A 25,383-nucleotide genomic window follows, 5' to 3' on the forward strand; every position below is an offset into this window, starting at 1 on the left:
TACCTTTGCTAATTTTATATTATAGCGTTAAGCTAATTTGCCTAAAGCTTCTTTCATTCTTCTTAAAGCTTCTTTCAGATTGTCATCCGAAGCTGCATAAGATAAACGGATATAATTGTTATTACCAAATGAGTCTCCACCTACAGTAGCAATATGTCCGAAATTTAATAGGTATAATGCTAAGTCCGAAGAATCTTTTATTACATTTCCTTCTGGATCTTTTTTACCAAAGAAAGAACTAATTTCTGGGAAGAAATAGAACGCACCTTCTGGTAAGTTTGTTTTTACTCCGGGAATATCATTCAATAAGTCATAAACCAATTGACGACGACGAGCAAAAGCCTCTTTCATTTCGTATACAGAGTCTAATCCTTGTTCGTACGCTATTATTCCAGCACGCTGTGAAATAGAGCATGTACCTGAGGTAGTTTGACCTTGTAGTTTGTCATTAGCAGCGGCGATTTCTTTGTTCGCAGCAATGTAACCCAATCTCCAGCCTGTCATAGCAAAAGCTTTGGAGAAACCGTTGATAATAATTACACGATCTTTTACACTATCGAATTGCGCAATTGATTCGTGTTTGTCTACAAAATTGATATGCTCATAGATTTCATCTGAGATAATAAAGATATTTGGGTGTTTTTCAAATACTTTTACCAATGCTTCTAATTCTTCTTTACTATAAACAGATCCTGTCGGATTACATGGAGAAGAAAACATGAAGACTTTAGATTTTGGCGTAATAGCTGCTTCTAATTGCTCTGGTGTAATTTTGAAGTTGCTCTCAATATCTGTATCAATAAATACAGATTTACCTTCAGCTAAATTTACCATTTCTGAGTAAGAAACCCAGTAAGGAGTTGGGATAATCACTTCATCACCAGGGTTTACCAATGTAAGAATTACATTTGATAATGATTGTTTAGCACCTGTAGATACAACGATTTGTGAAATATCGTAATCTAATCCGTTTTCATTTTTTAATTTGTTAACGACCGCTTGACGTAAATCTGGGTATCCTGGAACTGGTGAGTATCTTGTGAAATTATCGTCTAATGCCTTTTTTGCAGCATCTTTAACGTGCGTCGGTGTATTAAAATCTGGTTCACCAACACTAAGGCTTATTACATTAATACCTTTGGCTGCTAACTCGCGACCTAATTTGGTCATTTTCAATGTAGCCGATTCTGAAAGGCTATTGATTCTGTCTGATAAATATGATGCTGTACTCATAGTGGTACAAATATAATTATATAAAAACATTTTGCTATCAGATTTAAGAATATTTTAACAAAACATATGGAAGAATGAAATTTTGATATTAGATGTATAGTTTTATTTCGTTTCTACTGTTTTGGATTTTTGTTTACATATAAGATATTTATTTTTTAAAATATTGATTATCAATGTAAAATAATTATATTTATCTAAGAGGTTTTTAAAACAGTTAATTACAACCGCTTGCACATAACCATAAAGAGTTAACCATTTTTCCTTTTTAGGATTAAATAAATTAAAGATTATGAAAACTGTTAACCATATTCTTCAGTCTAAATCAGCGGCTATTTACGCTGTTTCTTCACACGCTTCTGTTTTAGAAGCTTTGCAAATAATGATGGAAAAGAACATCAGTGCTTTACTAATTATCGAAAACGATAAGCTTTTGGGTATTTTTACAGAAAGAGATTATGCACGTAAGGTTGTCTTGCACGGTAAATCTTCAAAAGTTACAGCTCTATCTGAGGTGATGACTGCTAATCCATATACCATCACTCGACAGGATTCTATTGAAAGTTGTATGGTATTAATGACTAATAATCATTTCCGACATTTACCCATTGTGGAAAATGATCAAGTAATAGGTATGTTATCTATTGGTGATTTAGTGAAATTTATCATCGAAGATCAAAAACAGACGATAGATCATTTGCAAAGCTATATTACTAGCTAATTCTAGTTTAAACAGCATTGTTATAATTTTAAATACTACATATTATCCTCTATATTTGAAGGTATATGAAAATTGACCTTTTTATAGTATATCTTCTTCTTAGCATTTTTGTAGCATATTTCTTTCCCGGGTTAGCCACTTTTCAAGATGGAGCGTTTTTAGATACTGTTACGTCTATTGGTGTCTCATTAATCTTTTTCTTTTATGGGTTAAAATTGAGTTTTGAGCAAATTAAATCTGGCTTAAAGAATTGGAAGCTTCATGTGGTTGTACAGTTAGCTACTTTTCTTATATTCCCATTAATTGTACTGCTATTTCGACCTTTTATTGGCGAATATATTGCAGAGAATACTTGGATTGGTTTCTTCTTTTTAGCTGCTCTCCCGTCAACTGTTTCTTCTTCTGTAGTTATGGTATCACTAGCCAAAGGAAATATTCCAGCAGCAATTTTTAATGCAAGTATATCTGGTCTTATTGGTGTCGCCATTACTCCTTTATGGATGAGTTTGTTTTTAGATTTTACCACCCAAAATGTTTTGTCAGATGTATATAGCGGGCTTATACTAGAAATAATTGTTCCCGTAGTCGCAGGTCTTCTTTTACAGAAATTTTTGGGAAATTGGGCTTTGAGATATAGTAAGATTCTTGCCAATTTTGATAAGTCGGTTATTCTGTTAATAGTATACAGTAGCTTTGCCCATTCTTTTACAAGTGGTGTTTTTGAAGCATTAACTAATCAGTACTTGGTCGAATTGTTTGTGGGGGTAATTGCGTTATTTGTTTTGATATATAGTGCTTTATACATTCTATGTAGATATGTTTTGAAATTCTCTGAAGAAGATCAAATTACAGCACTATTCTGTGGGTCAAAAAAGTCCTTAACACATGGAAGTGTATTTGGTAAATTCATTTTTCTCAATAATCCGTTTGCCGGATTGTATTTTTTACCGCTAATGATTTATCACGCAATTCAAATTTTCATCATTACTTTTATAGCTCAGAAGTATCACAATAGAAGCCAAGATTAATACTTTTTATTCATTTTCTAGTTCATCTCTATAGGATGCGATATCTTTTTCAATGTCTTCAGGTAATTCAGGATAGCTTATATCTTTGTGTTTTTTCAGTTCTTCAAGAATTTTTTTGGCGACTAAATATCTGGCTACTTTCTTGTCGTCTGCAGGTATAATGTACCAAGGTGCGTAATTTGTAGAAGTGTTTTTAATAGCATCTTCATAAGACTCCATGTATTTGTCCCATAATTTTCGCTCTTCCAAGTCGCCTGGAGAAAATTTCCAATTGTGATTTTCTTCTTCCAATCTTCTTAGCAATCTTTCTTTTTGCTCGTCCTTACTTAGGTGTAAATAGAATTTCAAGATGATTGTTCCATTTTGCGTGATATGTTTTTCAAATGCATTTATCTGCTCAAATCGTGCTTTCCAAAATGATGGTTTTACATCTTTGGTATCGTTTATTTTAGGCAAATTTTCATGTAATAAATACTTAGGATGAACACGTGTGACTAACACATTTTCATAATGTGTACGGTTGAAAACAGCGAATTTGCCTCGCTCTGGCAGTGCTACATAATGTCTCCATAGATAATCGTGCTGTAGTTCTTTAGAGGTTGGTGTTTTGAAACTATGTACGACTACCCCTCGTGCATTAAAATCTTTAAAAACCTCTCGAATCAAAGAGTCTTTTCCAGCTGTATCCATTCCCTGCAGACAGATAAGTACGCTGTATTTATTCTGCGCATACATTTTATCCTGAATTTTAGCGATCTCTTTTCTTAAATCTTTGAGATCGTTTTTAGCCTTATCAGGATTTATTTTATCTTCTTTAGTAGGATAATTTGATAGTTTGAAGTCTTTGTCAGCCTTTAGTTTTTTCATTTTCCGAACTTTAATAATTATGTTAACAACATTTGATGATGGATATTGTTTTTCATTAAATCGAGGATTTTACGTTGCATATTGCAGTATCATTCTTTTCAATGATAACTTTAATTATCAGTCATTTTAATGATATTTTGAATTATCACTTATTTTAATGATATTTAAACTTTGCAAAAGTTACAAATATGAAAAATATATATGCTATACTAACAGGTGACATTGTAAATTCCCGTCACGCAGATATTCAAGAATGGTTACCAATTTTAGAAGAAAGTCTTAAGTTTTATTCGAATAATTTCGATATTTTTAGAGGAGATAGCTTTCAAGTTGCGGTTCCATTAGATAAGAGTATTGAAGCAATATTTTTGATAAAATCTGCTTTACGAACAGTAGATAAACTTGACGTACGTATAGGATTGGGAGTGGGCGAAGTATCTTATTGGGATGATCATATTAAAAATTCGACGGGTGAGGCACTAATTAATTCGGGAGAAGCTTTTGACACTCTTGATAAAGAGCTTATTTATGTGAAGTCACCTTGGGCTGAATGGAATGAGCCTACAAATATAATGTTGCAATTAGCAATGGAGTTAGCAAAAAGATGGACTATTAATATGGCACAAACCGTGTTGATGCAGATCAGAACCCCAACCGCGAATCAAAGTGAATTAGCTCGATTATTGAAAAGAAAATACCAAAGTCAGGTTAGCACAGAATTAGGAAATGCTAATTGGCAAAAAATAAAAATGACCATTGATTATTGTACCAAAGATTTGATAAAAAGATGTTAGTCGTATTTTTAAAATTTCTGTTAGCTCATATTTTAGGTGATTTCGTATTTCAAACGAAATCAATGGTCGATAAGCGCAAAGAAAATGTAGGCTACTTATTACTACATGTTGGCATTCATGCAATTTTGTTGGGTTTATTTTTTTATAATCAATTACAAGAATTTTGGATTCCAATAGCTTGCATAACATTGTCTCACCTAGCTATTGACAGTTTGAAGATAGGATTGGAAAGTAAGTATCCAACAAAACCGTTACTTTTCTTTTGTATAGATCAGATAATGCATATTGCGGTATTACTAGGGTTAGTATTCTATAGTTTTGGAGTTAATAAATGGAATCATGAAGTATGGTTTTCAACAGATATACTTTTGTATGGAATAGCGTTATTATTGATAACCGTAGTAAGTCCTGTTTTCTTGAGGCTATTTTTTGCCAAATGGGATAAGGAATTCGAATTTAGAGCCAAGCGTAAAGAAAGTTTATTGCACGCTGGCTTATTGATTGGTATTATGGAAAGGCTAATTATTGTGCTTTTTATACAAGTAGGATTTTTGTCGGGAATAGGATTTTTATTAGCGGCAAAATCTATTTTCAGATTTGGTGACTTAACTAATGCAAAAGATACTAAATTTACGGAGTATATCTTATTAGGCACCTTGGCAAGTTTTGTTATTGCTATTGGGATAGGATATGCGTTACGATTAGCCTTGAAATATACCTAAAACATTATCTATACTATGAAAAAAACAATTGCTAGCTGTATGATCATGATCATATGTAATGTGTCACTTTTTGCCCAGGATGTAAAAACCGAAGTAAAGAAAATTTCCGATCAATATAAAGCCGTAGGGGTCGCTTATGTGGTGGTGAAGAATGGTAAAATAATTGAACAAAATGCAGTGGGGCAGAGCTCAATAGAAAATAATACACCATTGGATGTGAATCAAAATATCTTTCGGATAGCTTCTATTTCAAAATCTTTCACCGCTACAGCATTGATGCAATTGGTCGAAAAGAAAAAGATTTCATTGGATGATGATTTCGGAGATTTGATTGGCTTTCCAGTACGAAATCCAAAATTTCCAAATACCAAAATCACCTTGCGAATGGTACTTTCGCATACTTCAAGTATAAATGATGCAAATGGCTATTTTGAATTGGATGTAATTAATCCATCAAAGAATCCAGATTGGCAAAAAAGTTATAATGCGTATGAACCAGGGGCGGATTATCAATATTGTAATTTGAATTTTAATATTGCAGGTGCTGTTCTTGAAAAGTTAACTAATATTCGTTTTGATACCTACATACGTCAACAAATTTTAAACCCCCTAAGCTTATATGGAGGCTATTGTATAGACTCTTTGGATAATACAAGATTTGCTTCATTATATTCTTACGATAATAAGAATGACAAATTTGTCCTGCAACCTTTAGCTTATAACCCAAGGAGTGAAGAAATACGCAATTACAAGCTAGCGGAGAGTACGCCAATTTTTTCTCCGACAGGAGGAATGAAAATCTCTGCAGTAGATTTGGCTAAATATATGATTATGCATATGAATTATGGAAAGTCTGGGAAGGTTAAGATTTTGGGTAAAAAGTTTTCAAAACAAATGCAAACAAAAATTTCGGATAAGGAAGGATACGGTTTAGCATTATTAGAGACAACAAAATTAATCCCTGGACAGCATCTGGTTGGACATACAGGATCAGCGTATGGATTATATAGTTCCATGTTTTTCAACCCAAAGGAAAAGTATGGAATTGTGGTCATAACTAACGGATGTGTTCCAACGTACAAAGATGGTCATGTCGCATTGACTTCAGATGTCATCAATATGTTGTATGAAAAGCTTATTAAATAAATAACTACAAATATTTATTTTGATGTAAGAGTTCTAACAATTGGCTTATTTTTTGTAACTAGCTTTATGATTATAATTAAATTATAAAGGAGCATAAATTATGGGTAAATTTTTTGGAACTCTTGTCTTTGTATTTTTTCTAGTTACAGCAGAAGCTCAATCAATAAGCCTACATGACGTTCGCAAAGATTTCAATAAAGGTGTAAAAGATGAAAGTCTTTGTAAAAAATATTTACATTCTCTAAAGGCTAATGCCAAAACTCCATTAGAAAAGGGCTATGAAGCTGCATTTCATATGTTCATGGCTAAACATACCAATAATCCGATCAAAAAAATGAGTTATTTTAAAGACGGGAAAAAATTGTTGGAGAGCCAAATCAAAACAGAACCACATAATACAGAATTGCGATTTATTCGCTTATGTATTCAATATTATATTCCTGATTTTTTAGGCTACAAAAATAATATCGAGGAAGATAAAGAATTCTTAGTGGCTAATTTGTATAAGTTACAAGATGAAAAAACGAAAGATATTATTTATAATTACCTCAAAGGTGCGAAAATGTATAATTCAGAAGAGTTGAGTTTATTAGCTAGGTAATCTAAAGTAAAACATTATATCCTGTTTATTGTTGTTGTATGTATAACACACAAAACTAATAATTATGGCAACAGTAAAAAATAAGAAGGATGCAGTGAAAAAAAAGGATTCTACTGCTAAATCTAAGGATACGCAATCCAAAAAAATGGATACAAAATCTAAAAATAGTCCTAAAAGCAAAAAGGCTGATTCAACTAAAATTGAAGCGGCAAAAGATGCTGCTAAAGACTTGCAAGATTTATTCGAAGATGGTCTTAAAGATATATATTGGGCGGAAAAGGCGTTAAAAAAAGAACTTCCCAAAATGGAAAAAAATGCTTCTGCTAAAAAGCTCAAAGAAGCTATAGCAAGTCATCTTTTGGAAACTGAGGAACATATTAAACGTTTGGAATCAGCTTTTAAATCAATCGGTAAAAAGGCAAGTGCAGAAAAATGTGATGCTATGGCTGGATTGTTAGAAGAAGGCAAAGGTATCATGAAAGAAACTCAAGTGGGGGCTGTGCGTGATGCAGGTATTATAGCAGCTGCGCAAAAAGTAGAACATTATGAAATAGCAACATATGGTACATTAGCTGCCTTTGCTAAAGTTTTAGGACATAAAGAAGCGCTGAAGTTGTTACTAGAAACTTTGAAAGAGGAAAAGAAATGTGATAAAACATTAACTGATCTTGCTGACACAAATTTAAATTCTAAAGCAGAATAAATTATTGTATTTATACGTACAAAGAAATTGGGGTATACAGTGTTTATCCCAATTTTTTATTTATGAAAAATGCGAAGATTAACTTCGCATTACAAACTGTTTTTAGGAAAAACAGATCAATCACAAACTATTTAAAACACTCGATTAAAAATCTACTTTTATTCTTGCGCGAATACCTGAGTTAGATACATTTGGGTGATTGCGATAGTTTAGTCGTTGTACATAATCAATACGCAATACTTTAAAAATATTAGCTAAACCTACGCTAGCCTCCATATAAGGTTTAGTTCCGAAAGTAAATGATGATATTTCATTAATCGAATTTCTCTGCCATGCAAATAAATCTTTATTGTAAGAAGGATTATTATGATCACGTAATCCACCATATATTCCTTTGAAGCTGAATACTTCGCGCAATTGCAACTTTTTAATAAGGGGTAATTTATTTAAAATAAAGCCATTCATATAATATTGTACATTCAATGCTGCATGATGATCGGAAATAAATTCCATGAAATTCATCAAATTATAGGATTGCAATTGATAGGCATATGTTTGGTTGGCACGGTGCAATGTCAATAAAGGATAGGGAATTTTATCGCCTATGACGTAAGTTCCATCTAAATTCACATCTGCGTAGCCAAATTGGGATAAGTAAACACGTTTGAAAGCACCTGCGCTTATATTGTGGTAATTATATTCTCCACCCAAAAATCCTTTAATACCAGCTGTATAATTGAAATTAAATATTGGATATATGTTATAAATAGGAGTTCGGTACAACTTACCCTGATAAAATTGTTCTTTTGGTGCCCATCGGAATCCCAATGAAACCTCTGCAGTGTTTAATTCATGAATATTTAAGGGATCTCCAACTTCCGGAATGATTTGGTAGCGAATGACGCCAGCGGGATTTTGCCTCCATTTTGTCAGTCCAGCATTGATGGAGAAGTTTTTTTGAAACTCGGCTTTGTATTCTAATTTATAAATATCGTTGTACAAGTAACTTCTATTTTCACCACGCTTGAACGATAATAGAACATTGTCCTCCTGGATAAATTCTAGGTTTTGACCAGGGATCTTAGTATCGTGTTGATAAGAAGCTCGAATATAATGTTGTGGGAATTTATAAACAGATTTATTGTTCAATGAATAAGTTCCACTTAAGAAGTACTTCCATTTTTTGTCCTCAAATCCGTATGCAGCATAGCCTTCAGAGAAAAATCTCGTACTCAATTGCTCGGTCGTACGACCACCTATCCGCAGTCGCAAACCTTCAATAGGATTGTAGCTGTAGAATGTGTTTACGGGACCGATTTCTACGGGACCTGCTTGTTTATATCCCGATAATACTAGTGCAGCAACATCCATAAATCTTCTGAAAGAAGGCATAGTTTGCAGGGAGTCGATGTTCTGATAAATTGAAAGTTCTTGTTTTGTTAATGGGGCTTGACGCAAACCCGCCCAATATTGTTTTTGATTTGGAACAGATGAACTCGGGTTAATTTTTTCCACTTCTGCCCCTGCGTATAAAGAATCTGGTCTTGGCTTCCCATTTACATAATCCGTATAATATACTTCACGATTGCCTTGAACACCAGTGCCTTTTTCTGTTAAAGCAAAATCAATCCCTAAAGCACTTCTACTTAGAAAGTATTTATTCAAATTGTCCTTTTCGAATGACAATTCAATATTTAGATCGCGTACAAAATTTAAATTAATATCATCGCTAACTTTCATTTTGGCACCTTGAACAGCATATTGACCATCTAAAGTGACATACAATTTTCCTTGGAACAAGAAGTCTGTCTTACTACGTGGAAAGAAACTTAATTCTACAAGGTATGGAGTTGATGTTTTGATCGTGTCCGTAATATAAAAGCGATAAAATGTCGGTGCACTGTTCGCAATAGGACTTAGAAATTGATTGGTCAAAAGTGTGATATTATTATCATAAATGTCAACTTTATCATACAGCTTATTAAAATAATTAGACAATCCTTGGTTATCTACAAATTTTGGGTCGAATTCTGCCTTTTGTTCCGCGATGATGTATTGCTTTGTCTTCTTGGGATCGTTTCTAAAATACACTTTCGAAACTTTCTCTTCCATAAACGCTGGAAGCATATATGTAGAAGTAGTATCAGATTGCTTTTGAAATAGGAATTGATAATTTTTGAAGGCTTTTCTGCCTACAAACTTTGGAGAAAGATTGCTTAGTCCAAGTGAAATTTTCTCATATTGCTCAAATTCTACAAAGTCTTGTCCAGTTAAGCGATTGTTGTCTCGATTAGCAATAACTTTTCTAATCAATTCTACCGCAGGATTATTCTTGTTAGAATATTTTAATTTTGGACGTTTTACTATGACCTCAGCAATTTCATTTTCTGAAGCTAGTTCAATGTTGAATTGAGTTTTACCAGAAGATAAATCTATGTCTTGCGAAGGATAGCCTACATAGGATACCCTAACTTTTAAACTTCTATTTGGAATTGTAAACTCGAAATTACCTTGTTCATCAGTTTTGGTTGCATGAGATCCTCCAACAATAGCAATGGTTGCAAATTCAATCGGCTCTTGTGTATTCTTATCCGTCACCGTTCCTTTAATTGTGAACGATTGTGCTATGGAAACCAAACTAAAAAATATGCCAATAAGTATTAATATACTTCTATTTATGTAGTAATTCATAACGAGCTAAAATAAATATTTTTGACTTTTTGTATAAATTGTTCAAAAATTCTACTGCAAAAGAAATATTTATTTTGCTTAATAAAAAGAAGCTAAAATGAGTTTGACTTTTTGGTGATAAAAGAGAGTCAAGTATACAATTTTATTACAAATGCATACTTAAAATTGGGAGGGGAACAACTGTGGAGATTGAAATAAAAACCTTTTAATGAAATAATAGCTAATGGTTCGACTTTAAATACAAAAGGCATTCTATGAAGAATGCCTTTTGTATTGATGCTATTTAACTAAGCTTTTATCATAGAGTTTACTATGGATCTTGTTTAGTTCTTGTTCAGATATTTTAATGACTTTACGATCATAAGTCATTAAGCCATTGGTTTCGACTTCTACATCAGTTGTTTGCGTATAAACTCCCGCAGACAAACCCAACGGAATAAGTCTCCATAGTTCGTGGACTACTTCTTCATATCTTCTCTTTAAATCTTCCTTGTTCTTGAAGGATTGATAACCCCAGTTATCTTTTTGTTGCCAAGTATGCCCTTCAATAGGTAATCCTAAACCTCCATATTCACCCAATGCTAATACATATTTATCTCCATAAATATTAGGATCAGGCATAATTGCGTCAGGGTAATTGTGAATATCGAATATATGACCAGGCTCTTGGAAGTTACCACCACTTGCGCCATTTACTAATCTAGACTTGTCATAGTTGATTGTCCAATTAACGATTTCTTTAGTTTTAAATTGCCCCCAAGCCTCATTAAATGGCACCCAAACTACGATGCTAGGAAAGTTATGTAATGCATCCATTATGCTTTTCCATTCTTTACGGAAAATTGCTTCAGATTCAGGGGTACGGTCTTTGTCATGTTTTCCCGCTCTGATCTTACCAGGTTGCATATCCCAAATATTTCCCCCCAAATCACCTGATGGCATATCTTGCCAAACCAAGATTCCTATACTGTCGCAGTGTCTGTACCATCTTGCAGGCTCAACTTTTATGTGTTTACGAATCATATTGAAGCCCATTTCTTTGGTTTTAATAACGTCAAACTTAAGTGCTTCATCCGAAGGAGCAGTATGCAATCCGTCTGGCCACCACCCTTGATCCAATGGTCCATAATGGAATACAAATTCGTCATTCAGATACATTCTCTTTACGCCTTGGGCATCATTTTTTACATTGATTTTTCGCATTGCGAAGTATGATTTTGCTTCGTCAACTACTTTACCTTTACGGAGCACTTTAACACTTAAATCATATAATTTCGGTGAATTTGGAGACCATAATTTTGGATTGTTTAGTTTTAAGTTTATGGAAGTACCAGAATTTGCAGTTGCTTCCGCTATTTTTGCTCCATTGTCATAGGCTTCTATAAGGATTTGATCATCTGCTAAAGCATTAGATACATCTGCTGAAAATTGCAATACTGAATTATCAACATCTGGGGTATGCTTGGTAGAAACTATGTAAGTATTTGGAACATTTTCTAGCCATACAGTTTGCCAAATTCCCGATACTGGTGTGTACCAAATACCGTGTGGGTTTAGTATTTGCTTTCCTCTTGGCTGTGGACCATCACTTGTTGGGTCCCATACACGTATGCTGATAGTTTGGTTTTCATTTTTACTTAGATGACTTGTGACATCAATTGTAAATGGGTCAAAGCCACCTTCGTGGCTACCCGCCAATACTCCGTTCACGTACACATCACATTTCCAATCAACTGCCCCAAAGTGTAAAAGCGTTTTTCCATTACGTTTCTTAGGAACTTTTATAGTGTTATTATACCAAAGAGCTTGATCCTTGGAAAGAGATTTTCCAACACCTGAAAGAGCTGATTCAACGGCAAACGGCACCAAAATATCACCATCCCAAGATGTAGGGATAGCCGAATGATCTTTATTGGTTATCTTATATTTCCACAAACCATTTAAATTCTTCCAGTTATTTTTACGCTCTAAATGAGGTCGTGGATATTCTGGGTGTGGTTGATTTGGATTGATTTTTTCAGCCCAAGGAGTCATAATTTTGTCTCCAGCAGGCTTCCAGTTTTGTGCTATACCGTCTGAAAAAGTAGCAGCTAAAATTAAAGCAATAGCAAGTGATTTTTTTAACATGTTTAATAATTTATTTTGGTTTACATTTTGGTTATTTAACCCTGAAAATATTAGGATCATAGACAGCTTCGGTAATACCATTCATTTTGACGGCAACACGCGCAAACAAAGTGTTTTTTGTATTAAGTTCGTTTGCTATATCTAATTCAATAGTAATAGCTCCTGACTGATTTCCATCAATAGATGATCTTTTTTCAAAATTACCTAAATCTACAAATTTTGTATCATTTATTAATAAATTCACATTATCTAAATTGCGTGTTTCATCTATTTTGTTAAGTTGAAAGGTGGCTTGCAATTTAGTCCCATTTAATTGATATTGTATGTTTTCAAGTGTATAGTAAGGACGTACATTAATATCAACAGTTGTATTACCTTTCACTTGAACTTGAAGAGTGTCTGTACTGTGTGCCCACGGACCGTTTCCAGATACTGTTATCAGTTGATAGTCACCATCAAATAACTTTGCCGTGTATGATCCATCTTGCGCAACATAGACATCAATTGGGGTTTTGAGGGCAAATCCATTTTGCCATAATTGAAGTCTTACTGAGTTATTAGACCCTCGGACACCAATTGGTTTTCCCTCGTGCACCACACGTCCAGTTAGCGTAGCTTGAGGTTCGTCATAATTGTCTTTCCCACAAGAGAGTAAAAGACCAATCGATACAATTTGAATAAAAATATATTTAAATTTCATAGCGACTATTGATAAGGGTTACGAACTAATTTTGGGTTACTATTTAACCAATTTTGATCAATGAAATTATAGTAGTTTTGATATCTGAAGTAACGAGGATTCATTGTATGACTTGCTACTCTTTTTTCAAATACCCATTTATTATGTTTATCAGTGCCGGGTGCATACACTTTGTAAGGAAACAAAACGTAATGGACAGCTTTAGGATTGCTATTTTGTCCATCCCAGACTTCGTGAGCAATACGCCAACGTTTTAAATCCCAATATCTATGGTCTTCAAAAGCTAGTTCTACTCGACGTTCCTGGATGATATCATTTAGAGTAACTTGAGTAAGCGGTTGTATACCGGCTCTATTTCTAATTGCATTGATATATGAAGCAACTTCAGTTTGAGCTTTATTCAACTCTAGTGATGCTTCTGCTGAAATAAGATACAATTCCGCAAGTCTAAACCTCACAAACCACATATCACTTCCTCGACCTCGTGTAGAAGCGTCCCTGTTTTCTTCAACAAACTTCCTAAGATTAAAACCCGTTTTATTCACAAATTGGTCATTCGATGTGGTCGGTCCATCTACACTTGTAACTAAGCCGTACGGAGCTTCATTAGCTCCAGGCGCTGCTGTTTTAACTTTCCATTGACCGTCTTCAAAATAGCGAACTCCAGCTTGATAAACTATTGTAGAACCTGCAAAGTCAGCACCTGAGTATATAACCGTTCCATACAATCGAGGATCTTTGTCTGCAAATATATCAGATGGGTTGTCATAATAGATATAATCTCCGTTAGCTGTAAGTTTAAGATCTCCATTACGGTTATTTTTATACTCAAAACTTTCGACAAGGTTTAGGATTGGTGTTACAATATTAGCATCGATATCACCTCTTACGGAAGAGGCAATTGTATTATTGGTAAACATATGGGTTTGTCCTGGGTATTTATAATCTCTAGCCCAGATTACTTCTTCACTACCTTTTAAACTCACAGCTTCATAAAAGTTGCGACCTTTGTCTGCATTTTTTTGATAAAGTAGGTAAGGTCCATTATTTATGACTTCATTTGCCGTTTCTAAGGCTGTATTATAATAAGTATTAGCTTCTGTAGAAGGAATACCGACCTCACCACCCGGTGTAATAACATCAGGCGTTTTGTAGTTGTATTTGGCTATGGATGCAGCATAAAGAGCAGCTCGTGCTTTTAACGATAAAGCAGTCCATTTATTAGCTCTTGATGAGTTAGTAGTTTTATTAGGTTTTAATTTTTCACTGATTTCCGTACATTCACTTATGATATAATCGTATACTTGTTTTTCCGTTGATCTTGGGTGTTGTAAATCGGCAGCCAAAGTTCCACTCGAATAGTCAAACACTTGATCGCCAATAAGTGGTACGCCTCCCAATGTTCTAGCCATATTAAAATAAACCCAGGCGCGAATAAAACGAGCTTCTCCTTCGTAATTATCTTTGGATGCCGCGGAAAGCGTAGATGTTTTTATTCCATTGATAAACATATTTAAATCACGAATCAGTCCATAATCGTATACACGCCAAAGATTGTCTTCATAATTTTGACGGTTGTTAGGTCCTCCTGATGAAAAGCCTGCTTCATCTAAAATAGCCATAGAAGCCACATCTCCAAGGTGTTGTCCCCAGCTGATGCGGCCGTAATAATTTGCTAAAACAGATAAAACCATATTGTCATCTGAATAAACTTGCTGTTCGGTTAAGATATTTTGAGATTCTTGATCCAAAAAACTGTCACATGCACTAAATGTTAATGCAGTTGACAACGCTAATATGATGGATGATTTTTTCATGTTATTAGAATGTTAAGTTTAATCCAACGTTGATTACTCTGTTGGTAGGATATTGCACCCCAGATTCCGCCGTAATTTCTGGGTCTATTTCCATTTTACCCAAATTGTCTATACTAAATACATTTTGCATCATCGAATAGATGCGTACATTCTTCATTCCCCAACGATCTATTAGTGATTTAGGAAGTGAATATCCAATTTGAAGATTTCTTAATTTGAGGTATGTAACATTCATCAACCAAAAGTCACTATGCCAGTAGTTACTATGATTTTGATTGCCACGTAATAATGTAGGGAATTTTCCAGGAATCAATTCGGAGTTAGGATCTGTAATATCACTTAGCATCCATTGATTTTCCATGTAATATGCTGCGTTGTTACCACCATCGTGGAAGGGTAGAAGAGACTCCCAATTGTTTCGGAAAGATGCAAATGATGCTCCAGTGAAATCTCCCGCAATATCAAAACCTTTATATTGAAATCCTAAATTCAAAGCATAATTCAAATATGGTAATCCACCTTGTCTGTATCCTATAGGTCTTTGGTCGAGACCATTGATTACTTTATCTCCGTTTACGTCTACGTATTTAACGTCACCAGGTCTTAAGGATGTGTTACCTCGGCCATCATTGTCAATTTCATGATTTTGAATTTCTTCCCAATTTTGGAATTGTCCATCAGATACATATCCCCAATTTAAGAATGCATAACGGTTAGTAATAGAATTTCTATATACATTGTACGAATTGCCAAAGCGTGGTTTGTACTGTTCACCATCAAGTTGTCTTGCATAGGTAAAATTACCCCCGATGAAATAATTTATATCTTTGAAATTACTGCGCCATGTAAGATTTCCATCCATTCCTCGGTGAATGTCCGAATTTAAGTTTTCATATGGTAAACTAAATCCTACTTCTGAAGGTATTAAAATGTCATATCTAGACGCTGGAAGTCCAGTTCTCTTGCGATTAAAATAGTCTATAGCACCAGTAAGTTTTCCTCCTAAAACCGCGAAATCAATTCCAACATTGAATGAATTAGCTCTTATCCAAGATAATGTTGTAACAGGTAATCCTCGTGGTTGAGTTCCTACCACAAAATTACCATCGATAGCAGAACCGCCAGTATTATATGTATATCCTGGAAGGAATCCAAAGGCATAATATCCCCAAGCATCAAGATTGTCATCACCAAGTACACCATAGGAGGATCTGATTTTTAAGTCTTGAATCTTTTCACCCAGTAAACCGTTTTTCCAAAAATTTTCATTCGAAATTCTCCATCCTGCTGACACAGAAGGGAAAAGACCCCACCTTTTATTTGGAGGAAATTTCCATGAACCATCATATCTTGCAGACACTTCTAATAAGTATTTACTCGCATAATCGTAGTTAAATCTCCCTGCAAATCCAGCTCTAGCTTGTGGGTTTATACCATCGTCATTAAATGTATCCATGGTTTGGAAATAAAGTAATGACAAAGCATTAGACGCAGGTCGATCATGAATCCAGAAACCAGGAGTTTCTCTTTTAATTGCTTCAGCAGCAAATACAGCGTTTATATTATGATCTCCTAGACTTTTGTTATAATTTAATGTGGACTGATAACTCAACTCTTCCACTTGACGAATATCTCGCTCACGCCATGGGTTGTCCATACTGAATATCACTGGATATGTATCCGTAGCCTCATCGTATCCGTAAAGTTTATAAGTAAATTCTTGGTTATCCATCCATTTGTTTGCCAAATAATAGCCCACCAATCCAGTTAACTTTAAGTTGTCATTAAATTTATATTCTGCGTTAAAATTCAATTGCATAACGCGCCATGTCTCTTTATATTCTCCTGAAAGATCATAATTTAACATAGCAAAATTCGTCTCTGTATTAGATGCTGTGCGCGTAGGATAAAGAGGATTATCGTTGGCAAATGGTCGTGCAATAGGTAAATTTCTATAAATAGCAAAGAGCGCTTGCCAAGTATCATCAGCACCAGGTACGCCTGGTTGTCTACGTTTTTCTATACGTCCATTTAAATTGGCTCCAATTTTTAATTTTTGCGATACATTTGCATCAATATTTAATTGTACATTAGTACGATTGAATCCACCATAATTTCTTATTATGGATTTTTGATTAAGATGTCCTGCACTAAAATAGTAGTTTATCTTTTCAGAACCACCGCTAGTATTTCCCGAGATATATGTTTGAGGACTTGTTTCAAGTATATAATCATACCAATCAAATGGGCGGTAATTTTTTTCTTCACCAATTTCCCATTTTTCTAAATCCTCTAAAGAATACAAAGGGTTCGATACACCTTGAATAGCATCTGATTGTATATAGCTGCGGATATAAGTTGTCGCAGAAGCTGGTTTTGGAAATCGAAACATATTTTGCCAACCATAATAAGAATTGATATTAAATTCATTTTGGTCGTTACGCTTTCCTTTTTTGGTAGTTACCACAATTACACCATTAGCTGCACGCACACCGTATATTGCTGCAGATGCATCTTTCAATACAGAAATAGATTCAACGTCATTGAAATCCAGGTTATTGAATTGACCTTCATCTTTTTGTACACCATCTATTACATATAGTGGTGTTCCCATATTCCTAATATTAATACTTGTAGAAGCTCCCGGTCTTCCGTCAGGCATGCGACTATTCACACCCGCAATTTTACCTACTAAAGCGCCAGAAGTTGTTGCCGCAACAGATCTTGATAGATCTTCTGATCCTACTGTAGAAATTGCTCCCGTGAGTGATTCTTTCTTCATAGAGCCATATCCTACGACCACAACTTCATCAATTCCTTCGGTACTTGATTGTAGCGTAACATTCATAGGTCCTTTTGCATTAGGAATTTCTAATGTTTCATAACCTACAATAGTAAACACCAATGTAATACTTTCAGAAGCAACATTTAAGGAGAAAATACCATTTGAGTCGGTCTTAGTTTGACTAACAGGGTTGTTTTTTGGATGTACTGTTACACCTTCCAATGGTATACCATTGGCATCTTTCACTACGCCCTCGATTTTCTGCTGGACAATAGCCAAATTATGGAATGAAATTTCCTTTGCTTGGATTAGCTGAGGAATTGTGGACAATGACATTCCATAGACTATTAAATAGCAAGTCTTCCAAGATTTTAGTAATCTTCTTTTCATAGGAATTTGTGATTAATGGTTTATAATAGTTAATCAAATATATTTCTTTATGAAAAAAACTTAAATCCATATCGTCTCAAATTTTTGCTGAATTGTCTCAATTAAAAATAATAGAGCAAATTAGATTTGCCTTAAAACTATATTGTAAGATAAATCTATAATAGGGGATGTGTCTATACCATTATTTGATTCTTGATATAATTGCTATATGAAGGTTAATTAAATAAGGTAGTAATTGAATTTATTTCGTAAAATTTCTGTTAGGTTTTTTACCTAAATTAATTATATCTCAACAATGTGTTTTTCACTATTCATGTTATTTAAATAAGGTTGTACAGCTTTTTTTATTTCATCAGAAATAAGCTCAATTAATTTATTTTTGGTGAAATAACGGTAAGTCAATATACTTATCTCACGAACAGGTACTGGTGACACGAAACGTTTGATTCCGCTTTTCCGTTTTTCAGATAATGATTGTATAGCTAATTCAGGAATTACAGTAATACCCTCATTTATATTTACAATATTCAATAGAGTTTCTATACTGCCTGCTTCAAAATCAAACTGGATATTTTTACCATATTTGTTTTTTAAAGAACACAAATTCGCTACTTGGGCACGCAGACAATGATCTTCTTCAAGTAGCCATAGTCGTTTAAGATTAATATCTTGTGGTGCAAGGTATTCCTTATTTTCTGTAAGGTTTCTGTCTGTTGTGTAAGCAACTAATTCCTCGTAGAATAGTGGATGTTCTTTTAATTCTTGTCTATTTAAAGGTGTCGCTGCAATACCAATATCTAGTCGATCATGGTTTAATGCTTCGATTATTTGATTTGTATTCCACTCATAAAGTTTTATTCTTAAGTTAGGATATTTTTCTATAAATGATGGAATAAAAAGATGGCTGAGATAAGGGGAAAGTGTCGGAATTATTGCAATACGTATTTCACCTGACATATCATTGCTATTATCTTTGGCTGTACTCTCAAGATCCTTTATATGGTATAAAACAGTCTTAGCTTTCTCAATAACTGAATTTCCAATATCTGTTGGTACAATTGGATACTTACTTCTATCAAAAATTATGATGTTTAATTCTTCTTCTAGTTTCTTGATCATCATACTTAGGGTTGCAGGCGTAACAAAACAAGACTCCGCAGCGCGTTGAAAATGACGATGTTCGTCTGCTGCGACAATGTATTGCAACTGTTGAATATTCATGTTGTTAGATTTTATCTAATCAAAGTTAGATATTTTCAACATTATTTAATAAAAAAGTTCTTCTACTTTCGCGTCATCAAAATAATTAAACAAACAACTAATATGAAGATGAGGAAGCTTTCGATTTTAGCATTTACAATGATGTCTTTATCTGGCAATGCACAAACATTGACTACTAATACTGGGACGCCAGTTGGAGATAATCAAAATTCAAAGACTATTGGAAATAATGGTCAAGTTTTATTAGAAGATATACATTTAATCGAAAAATTAGCAGCTTTCGACAGAGAGCGCATTCCAGAACGTGTAGTTCATGCGCGTGGTGCTGGTGCTTATGGTGAATTCGTTGCTGCGCAAGATTTCTCGAATGTGACTATGGCACATTTTTTAGGACAAGCAGGTCGTAAAACTCCTTTGTTTGTTCGTTTTTCAACCGTAACACACCAACAAGGTTCGCCAGAAACTTACCGTGATCCGCGTGGATTTGCTGTAAAATTTTATACTGAGCAAGGTAATTATGATATAGTTGGTAATAATTTGCCTGTATTTTTTATCCGTGATGCAATCAAATTTCCAGATATGGTTCATGCATTTAAACCATCTCCATTGACAAATGGCGCATCGGATCCTAATCGTATATTTGATTTCTTTTCCAATATTCCTGAGTCAACACATATGTTAACTTGGCTGTTTTCGGATTATGGAATTCCTGCCAACTACCGTGAAATGGTAGGAAATGGTGTTCATGCGTATAAATGGGTTAATGAAAAAGGAGAGGTTACGTATGTAAAATACAATTGGAAACCTAAACAAGGGGAACGAAATTTGACTCAAGAAGAAGCAAATGCTATTCAATCCACGCAAATTGAACACGCAACTTTAGATTTGTACAATGCTATCAATGAAGGAAATTTTCCACAATGGGATTTGTATGTTCAGATGCTAAAGAGAGAAGATTTCGACAGATTGGATTTCAATCCAGTAGATGTGACTAAAATTTGGCCAGAAAAAGTTGCTAAATCTGTTTTTGTAGGTACAATGACACTGAACAGAAATGCGAATAATTATTTTCAAGAAGTAGAGCAAGCGGCTTTCTCTCCAGTTACATTGGTTCCTGGTATTGAGCCTTCAGAAGATAAATTATTGCAAGGTCGCTTATTTTCATACTTCGATACGCAGCGTCACCGTTTAACTGGTAATTTTCAACAAATTCCAGTAAATAAACCTAAGAATCAAGTGAAGACTTACAACCAAGATGGTTATATGTCCATACGCCAACAATCGGGAGATATAAATTATCAACCATCAACAAACCTTCCTGAGGTAAAGGAAGATACTAAATTTAAATATTCTAAATCTGTATTCCCAGTAGGAACAAGTACAGCGCAATCAACTATAGATAAAGAAAACAATTTTGCGCAAGCCGGTGACTTGTATAGCTCATTTGCGAAAAAAGATCAAGATAATTTAATAAAAAATTTGTCAGGAGCTTTGAACGCAGTAAAGAATAAAGTTATAGTTCACAAGATGATTGCTCATTTCTATCAAGCAGATAAAGAATATGGTACACGTCTTCTAAAAGCTACAAACACTACATGGAGTGATGTAGAAAAATACATTAAAAAATAGGATCCTATACAAATAAATAGTGCTAGCAGTTACAATTTGCTAGTACTATTTTATAAAACATTTATAGTCATGAAAAATTTATTCTTAATCATATCATTATTATTCTGTAGTTCAATTGTTTTTGGACAAGATATTTTCTCTGCAGCAAGATCAAATGATACTACTTTTGTAAAACAATATATCCAAAATCGAGGTGTGATTGATACGGCTAATGTAAGAGGGTTCACACCTTTGATTTTGGGCATTTACAATGATAATTTTGATGTAGCGGATTTGCTGCTTAAAAATGGAGCGAATGTGAATGCACAGGACAAAAGTGGAAATACGGCATTAATGGGTGCAGTATTTAAGGGAAATCCACGTTTGGTAAAATTGCTAGTAGCTAATAAGGTCGATGTTAATCAGCAAAATTTTAATGGTGCAACAGCGTTAGTATTCGCTGCTACGTTTGGTCAAAATGAGATTGCTAAAAATCTTTTAGAAAGTGGGGCTGATAAATCTATTAAAGATTTCACAGGTAAGACAGCTTTGGATCATGCGATTTTTCAAGAAAATTCCGCGATGGTGGAAATATTAAAATAATTCGAATCTATATACTATAGAAAAATAGCTTATATCCTTGGACGGATTAAATTGGGGTAAAGTACCATTCGGCATAAAGCCAATGGTACTTTTTAATTTTGTGAAAACTACTTTGGTAATTTCGGATTATTGATGAAATCTTGAAACACTTTAGTGTTTTGTGTCACAAGCCATTCGTACACTTTTGCGCCATGACTCACTCTTTTTACACCAAGTTTATTAAGTTCTTCTATTGATGGTAAATTAGGAGTTAGAAAAACATTTAAAGGAATGGTAGTAGCTTCCAAAAATGCTTTAATATCTGCCTCTGTTTCAATCAATGGAACAAAACTTCCATCTGCTCCAGCCTTGCTATATAATTGTATACGTCTGATAGATTCATCCAATGCAGAAGCGTGTTTGGTTGTATATGTATCTGTTCGCGCATTAATAAATATATTGTTGGTTTCGGCTTTAATAGCTTCTATTTTTTGCTTGTGCAGATCCGAATCACCTAATACACGTTTACCATTTTCTACTTGTCCATCTTCTAAGTTTATTCCTACTACACCTAGATCAACAAATTTTTTTACATTTTTAGCGACTTCATCAGGATTATCAGAGTATCCCGATTCAAAATCTACCGAAACAGGGATTTTAACTGCTTTAACTATTCTTTCAACAACGAAGAGTAATTCATCTACGGTAATTTTTTCACCGTCTTCGTATCCCATCGCATTTGCGATAGCGTGACTCGAACTACCTAATGCTTTAAAACCTGCATCTTCTGCAATTTTTGCTGACTGGGCATCCCACACATTTCCTAAAATAAGTAATTTCGGCTGAGCGTGTAATTTTTTAAAATTTTGATATGGCATATTTATCTAGTTTTATTAGTAGAACAATCTACAGATATAAAATGTTTTCTTCAGTTATGACACTTTATTTTCGCTAAAATTTATATTTTTATAGGCAAAGCTAAAAACATACATGGCATCAGGAATTTTCGCAGTGTTGGATGACATTGCAGCATTAATGGACGACGTCGCTGTGGCGAGTAAAATTGCGACACGAAAAACTGCAGGTATATTGGGGGATGATCTGGCAGTTAACGCAGAGAAGGCAACAGGATTTTTATCCTCACGTGAGATACCTGTTTTGTGGGCTATCACAAAAGGCTCGTTTATCAATAAATTGATTATTATTCCTGTAGCCATTTTGCTAAATGTGTTTTTCCCAATTGCTATTAAAGTCATTTTAGTTTTAGGAGGATTATATTTAGCATACGAGGGCGTAGAGAAGATCGTTGAATTTTTATTTCATCGAGCAAAGAAAGGTGAAGAGGTTATTGAAGCCGTCAATATGGATGGTGATGCCGTAGAGCGTGCGAAAATAAAATCCGCCATTACAACGGATTTTATCTTATCTGTAGAGATTGTCATAATTGCGTTAGGTACAGTATTGGATAAGCCTTTAAGTCTTCAGATTATGACTGTCTCCGTGGTAGCTTTGTTAGCGACAGTAGGTGTATACGGTATTGTAGCATTGATAGTTCGTATGGACGATGCTGGGTACAAATTAATCAAAAGTTCTAAAAATGAAGGTGCTCTTGCATTTTTAGGAAAGGGATTGGTGAATTCTTTGCCCATCGTAATTAAAGTATTATCAATTGTTGGTACCATTGCCTTGCTCATGGTTTCGGGAGGAATCTTTGCGCATAATATTGAGTATTTCCATCATTTATTTCCAACTTGGAATCCTACTTTAAAAGAAACTTTAATTGGCCTTGTAATGGGGATAATAGTTGTTATTGTGATTACAATGGTTAAAAAAATTCTTAATGGAGTAAAAAAATAATAAACTAAACTATAACAAATTATGAGAATTCAATCAATTCTAAGCCTATTCTTATTTTTCCTTACTATTCATCTTGGTTTTTCGCAATCTAAATCCACTGTAGAATTACAAATTGGGCAAGATGAATATTGGTGGGGAGGAGTAGTAGCACAAGGATCGACTATGCCTTTTCTGAAACCCGCTAAGGAATTTGACTTAGCAAGGGAAAATTGGAATAACCAAGTTGTTCCTTTATTTGTATCAAACAAAGGACGATTTATATGGAGTGAGAAACCATTTAAATTCAAAGTGACAACTGATAAAATTATTCTTCAATCAGAGTATGAAGAATTAAAAGTACAGCAGTCTGGTGCAACTTTAAAATCTGCTTACTTAGCGGCTAGTGCAAAATATTTTCCAGCTAACGGTGTACTTCCTGCGGAGGAATTTTTCACAAAACCGCAATACAATACTTGGATTGAATTGATGTATAATCAAAACCAAGATGATATTTTGAAATATGCACAGGATATTTTGGATAATAATTTTCCAACAGGGGTATTGATGATTGATGATAATTGGCAGCGTTATTATGGCAACTTTGATTTCAGAGCAGAGAAATTTCCAGATCCAAAAGGTATGGTGCAAAAACTTCATGCTCAAGGTTTTAAAGTCATGCTGTGGGTTTGTCCTTTTGTGAGTCCTGATAGTCCAGAATATCGTGAATTGGCTAAAAAGGGTTATTTAATCAAGAAAAAGGGAATAAATGAGCCTGCTATTTTGAATTGGTGGAATGGTCAATCTGCGTGTTATGATTTGACAAATCCGGATGCTTTCAAGCATTTTGTAGGTATTTTAAAAAAAATGCAAGCTGATTATGGTATTGATGGTTTCAAATTTGATGCTGGAGATAATGCATTTTACAATGAAAACCTGATCGATAGCTACAATAAGAAAGCATTGGCAGTAGACCATACATTAGCTTGGGAAAAAGTAGGTCTGGAGTTTCCGTTTAATGAGTACCGTGCCGGTTGGAAAATGGGTGGTCAACCATTAGTTGAGCGCTTGGGTGATAAGACTTATTCTTGGAATTCAGTACGTATATTGATTCCAGATATGATTGCTGCAGGTTTGTTAGGGTACGCTTATACCTGTCCTGATATGATTGGCGGAGGTGAATTTACAACATTCTTAAATTTGAAATCTGATGATTTTGACCAATCATTAATTGTGCGTTCTGCTCAGGTTCATGCCTTGATGCCAATGATGCAATATTCTGTAGCTCCCTGGCGTATATTGAGCAAAGAAAATTTAGAAATTGTGCGTCAATGTGCGGTCCTACACGAAAAATTTGGCTCTTATATCTTAGAAAATGCACGTCAAGCTTCTAAGACAGGAGACCCGATCTTGCGACACATGGAATATGAATTTCCTGATCAAAATTTTGCAACTGTAACGGATCAATTTATGCTTGGGGATAAGTATTTAGTAGCACCCGTTGTAGACGATAAGTTGGAGCGGGAAGTGAAATTACCAAAGGGTTATAGATGGAAAGATGATTTGGGGAAAGTTTACAAAGGTGGTAAAACTTATAAATTGGATGTTCCACTTTCAAGATTACCTTATTTTGAGAAAATCAAATAGTTAATTAATAAATCAAAACCGGATTACAATGTAAGCCGGTTTCTTTGTTGTGCGCCCGGCATGGGCGATAACTCTAGGGTGCAAGTCCCGAACACGCCATTACAGTTGGAAGTGTTAGCCGAAGGCAAGGGTGTCCACCGTGAGGTGGAATCTGAAGGAAGCCACAGGCA

General features: G+C 34.4%; 20 protein-coding genes. 11 read left to right on the top strand and 9 right to left on the bottom strand.

Annotated elements, in window-relative coordinates; all coding sequences use genetic code 11:
- Positions 1-27: 27 nt before the first annotated feature.
- Complete coding sequence (locus tag GOQ17_RS14070; protein WP_236537159.1) at positions 28-1,233, bottom strand: pyridoxal phosphate-dependent aminotransferase; 1,206 nt, start codon at positions 1,231-1,233, stop codon at positions 28-30.
- Positions 1,234-1,522: 289 nt separating this feature from the next.
- Here GOQ17_RS14070 and GOQ17_RS14075 point away from each other — a divergent pair, with 289 nt between their 5' ends.
- Positions 1,523-1,951: a CBS domain-containing protein gene (locus GOQ17_RS14075; RefSeq protein WP_159638401.1), complete on the top strand. Its 429-nt coding sequence runs from the start codon at positions 1,523-1,525 to the stop codon at positions 1,949-1,951.
- 65 nt (positions 1,952-2,016) lie between these two features.
- On the top strand, positions 2,017-2,979 hold the full coding sequence (locus tag GOQ17_RS14080; protein WP_159638403.1) for a bile acid:sodium symporter family protein: 963 nt from the start codon (positions 2,017-2,019) through the stop codon (positions 2,977-2,979).
- Between the two features lie 6 nt (positions 2,980-2,985).
- Here GOQ17_RS14080 and GOQ17_RS14085 read toward each other — a convergent pair whose 3' ends face one another.
- Positions 2,986-3,846: a PPK2 family polyphosphate kinase gene (locus GOQ17_RS14085; RefSeq protein ID WP_159638405.1), complete on the bottom strand. Its 861-nt coding sequence runs from the start codon at positions 3,844-3,846 to the stop codon at positions 2,986-2,988.
- Positions 3,847-4,034: 188 nt separating this feature from the next.
- Here GOQ17_RS14085 and GOQ17_RS14090 point away from each other — a divergent pair, with 188 nt between their 5' ends.
- The 5 genes from GOQ17_RS14090 to GOQ17_RS14110 all read left to right on the top strand — a co-directional run bounded on the left by GOQ17_RS14090 (position 4,035) and on the right by GOQ17_RS14110 (position 7,812).
- Positions 4,035-4,640: a hypothetical protein gene (locus tag GOQ17_RS14090; RefSeq protein ID WP_159638407.1), complete on the top strand. Its 606-nt coding sequence runs from the start codon at positions 4,035-4,037 to the stop codon at positions 4,638-4,640.
- Entirely contained in the window at positions 4,634-5,362 is a 729-nt protein-coding gene (locus GOQ17_RS14095; RefSeq protein ID WP_159638409.1) for a DUF3307 domain-containing protein, read from the top strand. The genes GOQ17_RS14090 and GOQ17_RS14095 overlap by 7 nt, the downstream gene beginning before the upstream one ends.
- 15 nt (positions 5,363-5,377) lie before the next feature.
- Complete coding sequence (locus tag GOQ17_RS14100; protein ID WP_236537160.1) at positions 5,378-6,508, top strand: serine hydrolase domain-containing protein; 1,131 nt, start codon at positions 5,378-5,380, stop codon at positions 6,506-6,508.
- Between the two features lie 100 nt (positions 6,509-6,608).
- A complete protein-coding gene (locus tag GOQ17_RS14105) occupies positions 6,609-7,109 on the top strand; it encodes a hypothetical protein (protein WP_159638411.1) in 501 nt (166 codons plus the stop codon).
- 64 nt (positions 7,110-7,173) lie between these two features.
- Positions 7,174-7,812 carry a YciE/YciF ferroxidase family protein gene (locus tag GOQ17_RS14110; protein ID WP_159638413.1) on the top strand — a complete coding sequence of 213 codons (639 nt, stop codon included), beginning with the start codon at positions 7,174-7,176 and terminating at the stop codon, positions 7,810-7,812.
- Between the two features lie 144 nt (positions 7,813-7,956).
- On the opposite strand, the gene GOQ17_RS14115 is transcribed toward GOQ17_RS14110, so the two are convergent.
- The 6 genes from GOQ17_RS14115 to GOQ17_RS14140 all read right to left on the bottom strand — a co-directional run bounded on the left by GOQ17_RS14115 (position 7,957) and on the right by GOQ17_RS14140 (position 19,543).
- Positions 7,957-10,503 carry a DUF5686 and carboxypeptidase-like regulatory domain-containing protein gene (locus GOQ17_RS14115; RefSeq protein ID WP_159638415.1) on the bottom strand — a complete coding sequence of 849 codons (2,547 nt, stop codon included), beginning with the start codon at positions 10,501-10,503 and terminating at the stop codon, positions 7,957-7,959.
- A gap of 279 nt (positions 10,504-10,782) precedes the next feature.
- The gene (locus GOQ17_RS14120) at positions 10,783-12,630 is read right to left on the bottom strand and encodes a glycoside hydrolase family 2 protein (protein ID WP_159638417.1); all 1,848 of its coding nucleotides are present in this window, start codon (positions 12,628-12,630) and stop codon (positions 10,783-10,785) included.
- 31 nt (positions 12,631-12,661) lie between these two features.
- A complete protein-coding gene (locus GOQ17_RS14125) occupies positions 12,662-13,330 on the bottom strand; it encodes a DUF3823 domain-containing protein (protein WP_159638419.1) in 669 nt (222 codons plus the stop codon).
- A 5-nt stretch (positions 13,331-13,335) separates the two neighbouring features.
- Positions 13,336-15,147, bottom strand: a complete 1,812-nt coding sequence (locus GOQ17_RS14130; RefSeq protein WP_159638421.1) for a RagB/SusD family nutrient uptake outer membrane protein — start codon at positions 15,145-15,147, stop codon at positions 13,336-13,338.
- Between the two features lie 4 nt (positions 15,148-15,151).
- A complete protein-coding gene (locus GOQ17_RS14135; RefSeq protein ID WP_201288627.1) occupies positions 15,152-18,322 on the bottom strand; it encodes a SusC/RagA family TonB-linked outer membrane protein in 3,171 nt (1,056 codons plus the stop codon).
- Between the two features lie 282 nt (positions 18,323-18,604).
- Positions 18,605-19,543: a LysR substrate-binding domain-containing protein gene (locus tag GOQ17_RS14140; RefSeq protein WP_159638423.1), complete on the bottom strand. Its 939-nt coding sequence runs from the start codon at positions 19,541-19,543 to the stop codon at positions 18,605-18,607.
- A gap of 102 nt (positions 19,544-19,645) precedes the next feature.
- On the opposite strand from GOQ17_RS14140, the gene GOQ17_RS14145 reads away from it, so the two are divergent.
- Entirely contained in the window at positions 19,646-21,172 is a 1,527-nt protein-coding gene (locus GOQ17_RS14145) for a catalase (RefSeq protein ID WP_317163277.1), read from the top strand.
- Between the two features lie 69 nt (positions 21,173-21,241).
- Positions 21,242-21,754, top strand: coding sequence for an ankyrin repeat domain-containing protein (locus tag GOQ17_RS14150; RefSeq protein WP_159638425.1), 513 nt, complete (start codon positions 21,242-21,244; stop codon positions 21,752-21,754).
- 107 nt (positions 21,755-21,861) lie between these two features.
- On the opposite strand, the gene GOQ17_RS14155 is transcribed toward GOQ17_RS14150, so the two are convergent.
- The gene (locus tag GOQ17_RS14155; RefSeq protein WP_159638427.1) at positions 21,862-22,611 is read right to left on the bottom strand and encodes an isocitrate lyase/PEP mutase family protein; all 750 of its coding nucleotides are present in this window, start codon (positions 22,609-22,611) and stop codon (positions 21,862-21,864) included.
- A 112-nt stretch (positions 22,612-22,723) separates the two neighbouring features.
- Here GOQ17_RS14155 and GOQ17_RS14160 point away from each other — a divergent pair, with 112 nt between their 5' ends.
- Together GOQ17_RS14160 and GOQ17_RS14165 are read left to right on the top strand one after the other, a co-directional pair.
- Positions 22,724-23,590 carry a DUF808 domain-containing protein gene (locus GOQ17_RS14160; RefSeq protein WP_159638429.1) on the top strand — a complete coding sequence of 289 codons (867 nt, stop codon included), beginning with the start codon at positions 22,724-22,726 and terminating at the stop codon, positions 23,588-23,590.
- 21 nt (positions 23,591-23,611) lie between these two features.
- Entirely contained in the window at positions 23,612-25,213 is a 1,602-nt protein-coding gene (locus tag GOQ17_RS14165; RefSeq protein WP_159638431.1) for a glycoside hydrolase family 31 protein, read from the top strand.
- Positions 25,214-25,383: the final 170 nt, after the last annotated feature.

Source organism: Sphingobacterium composti, from assembly GCF_009829075.1.
Classification (GTDB): Bacteria; Bacteroidota; Bacteroidia; order Sphingobacteriales; family Sphingobacteriaceae; genus Sphingobacterium; species Sphingobacterium composti.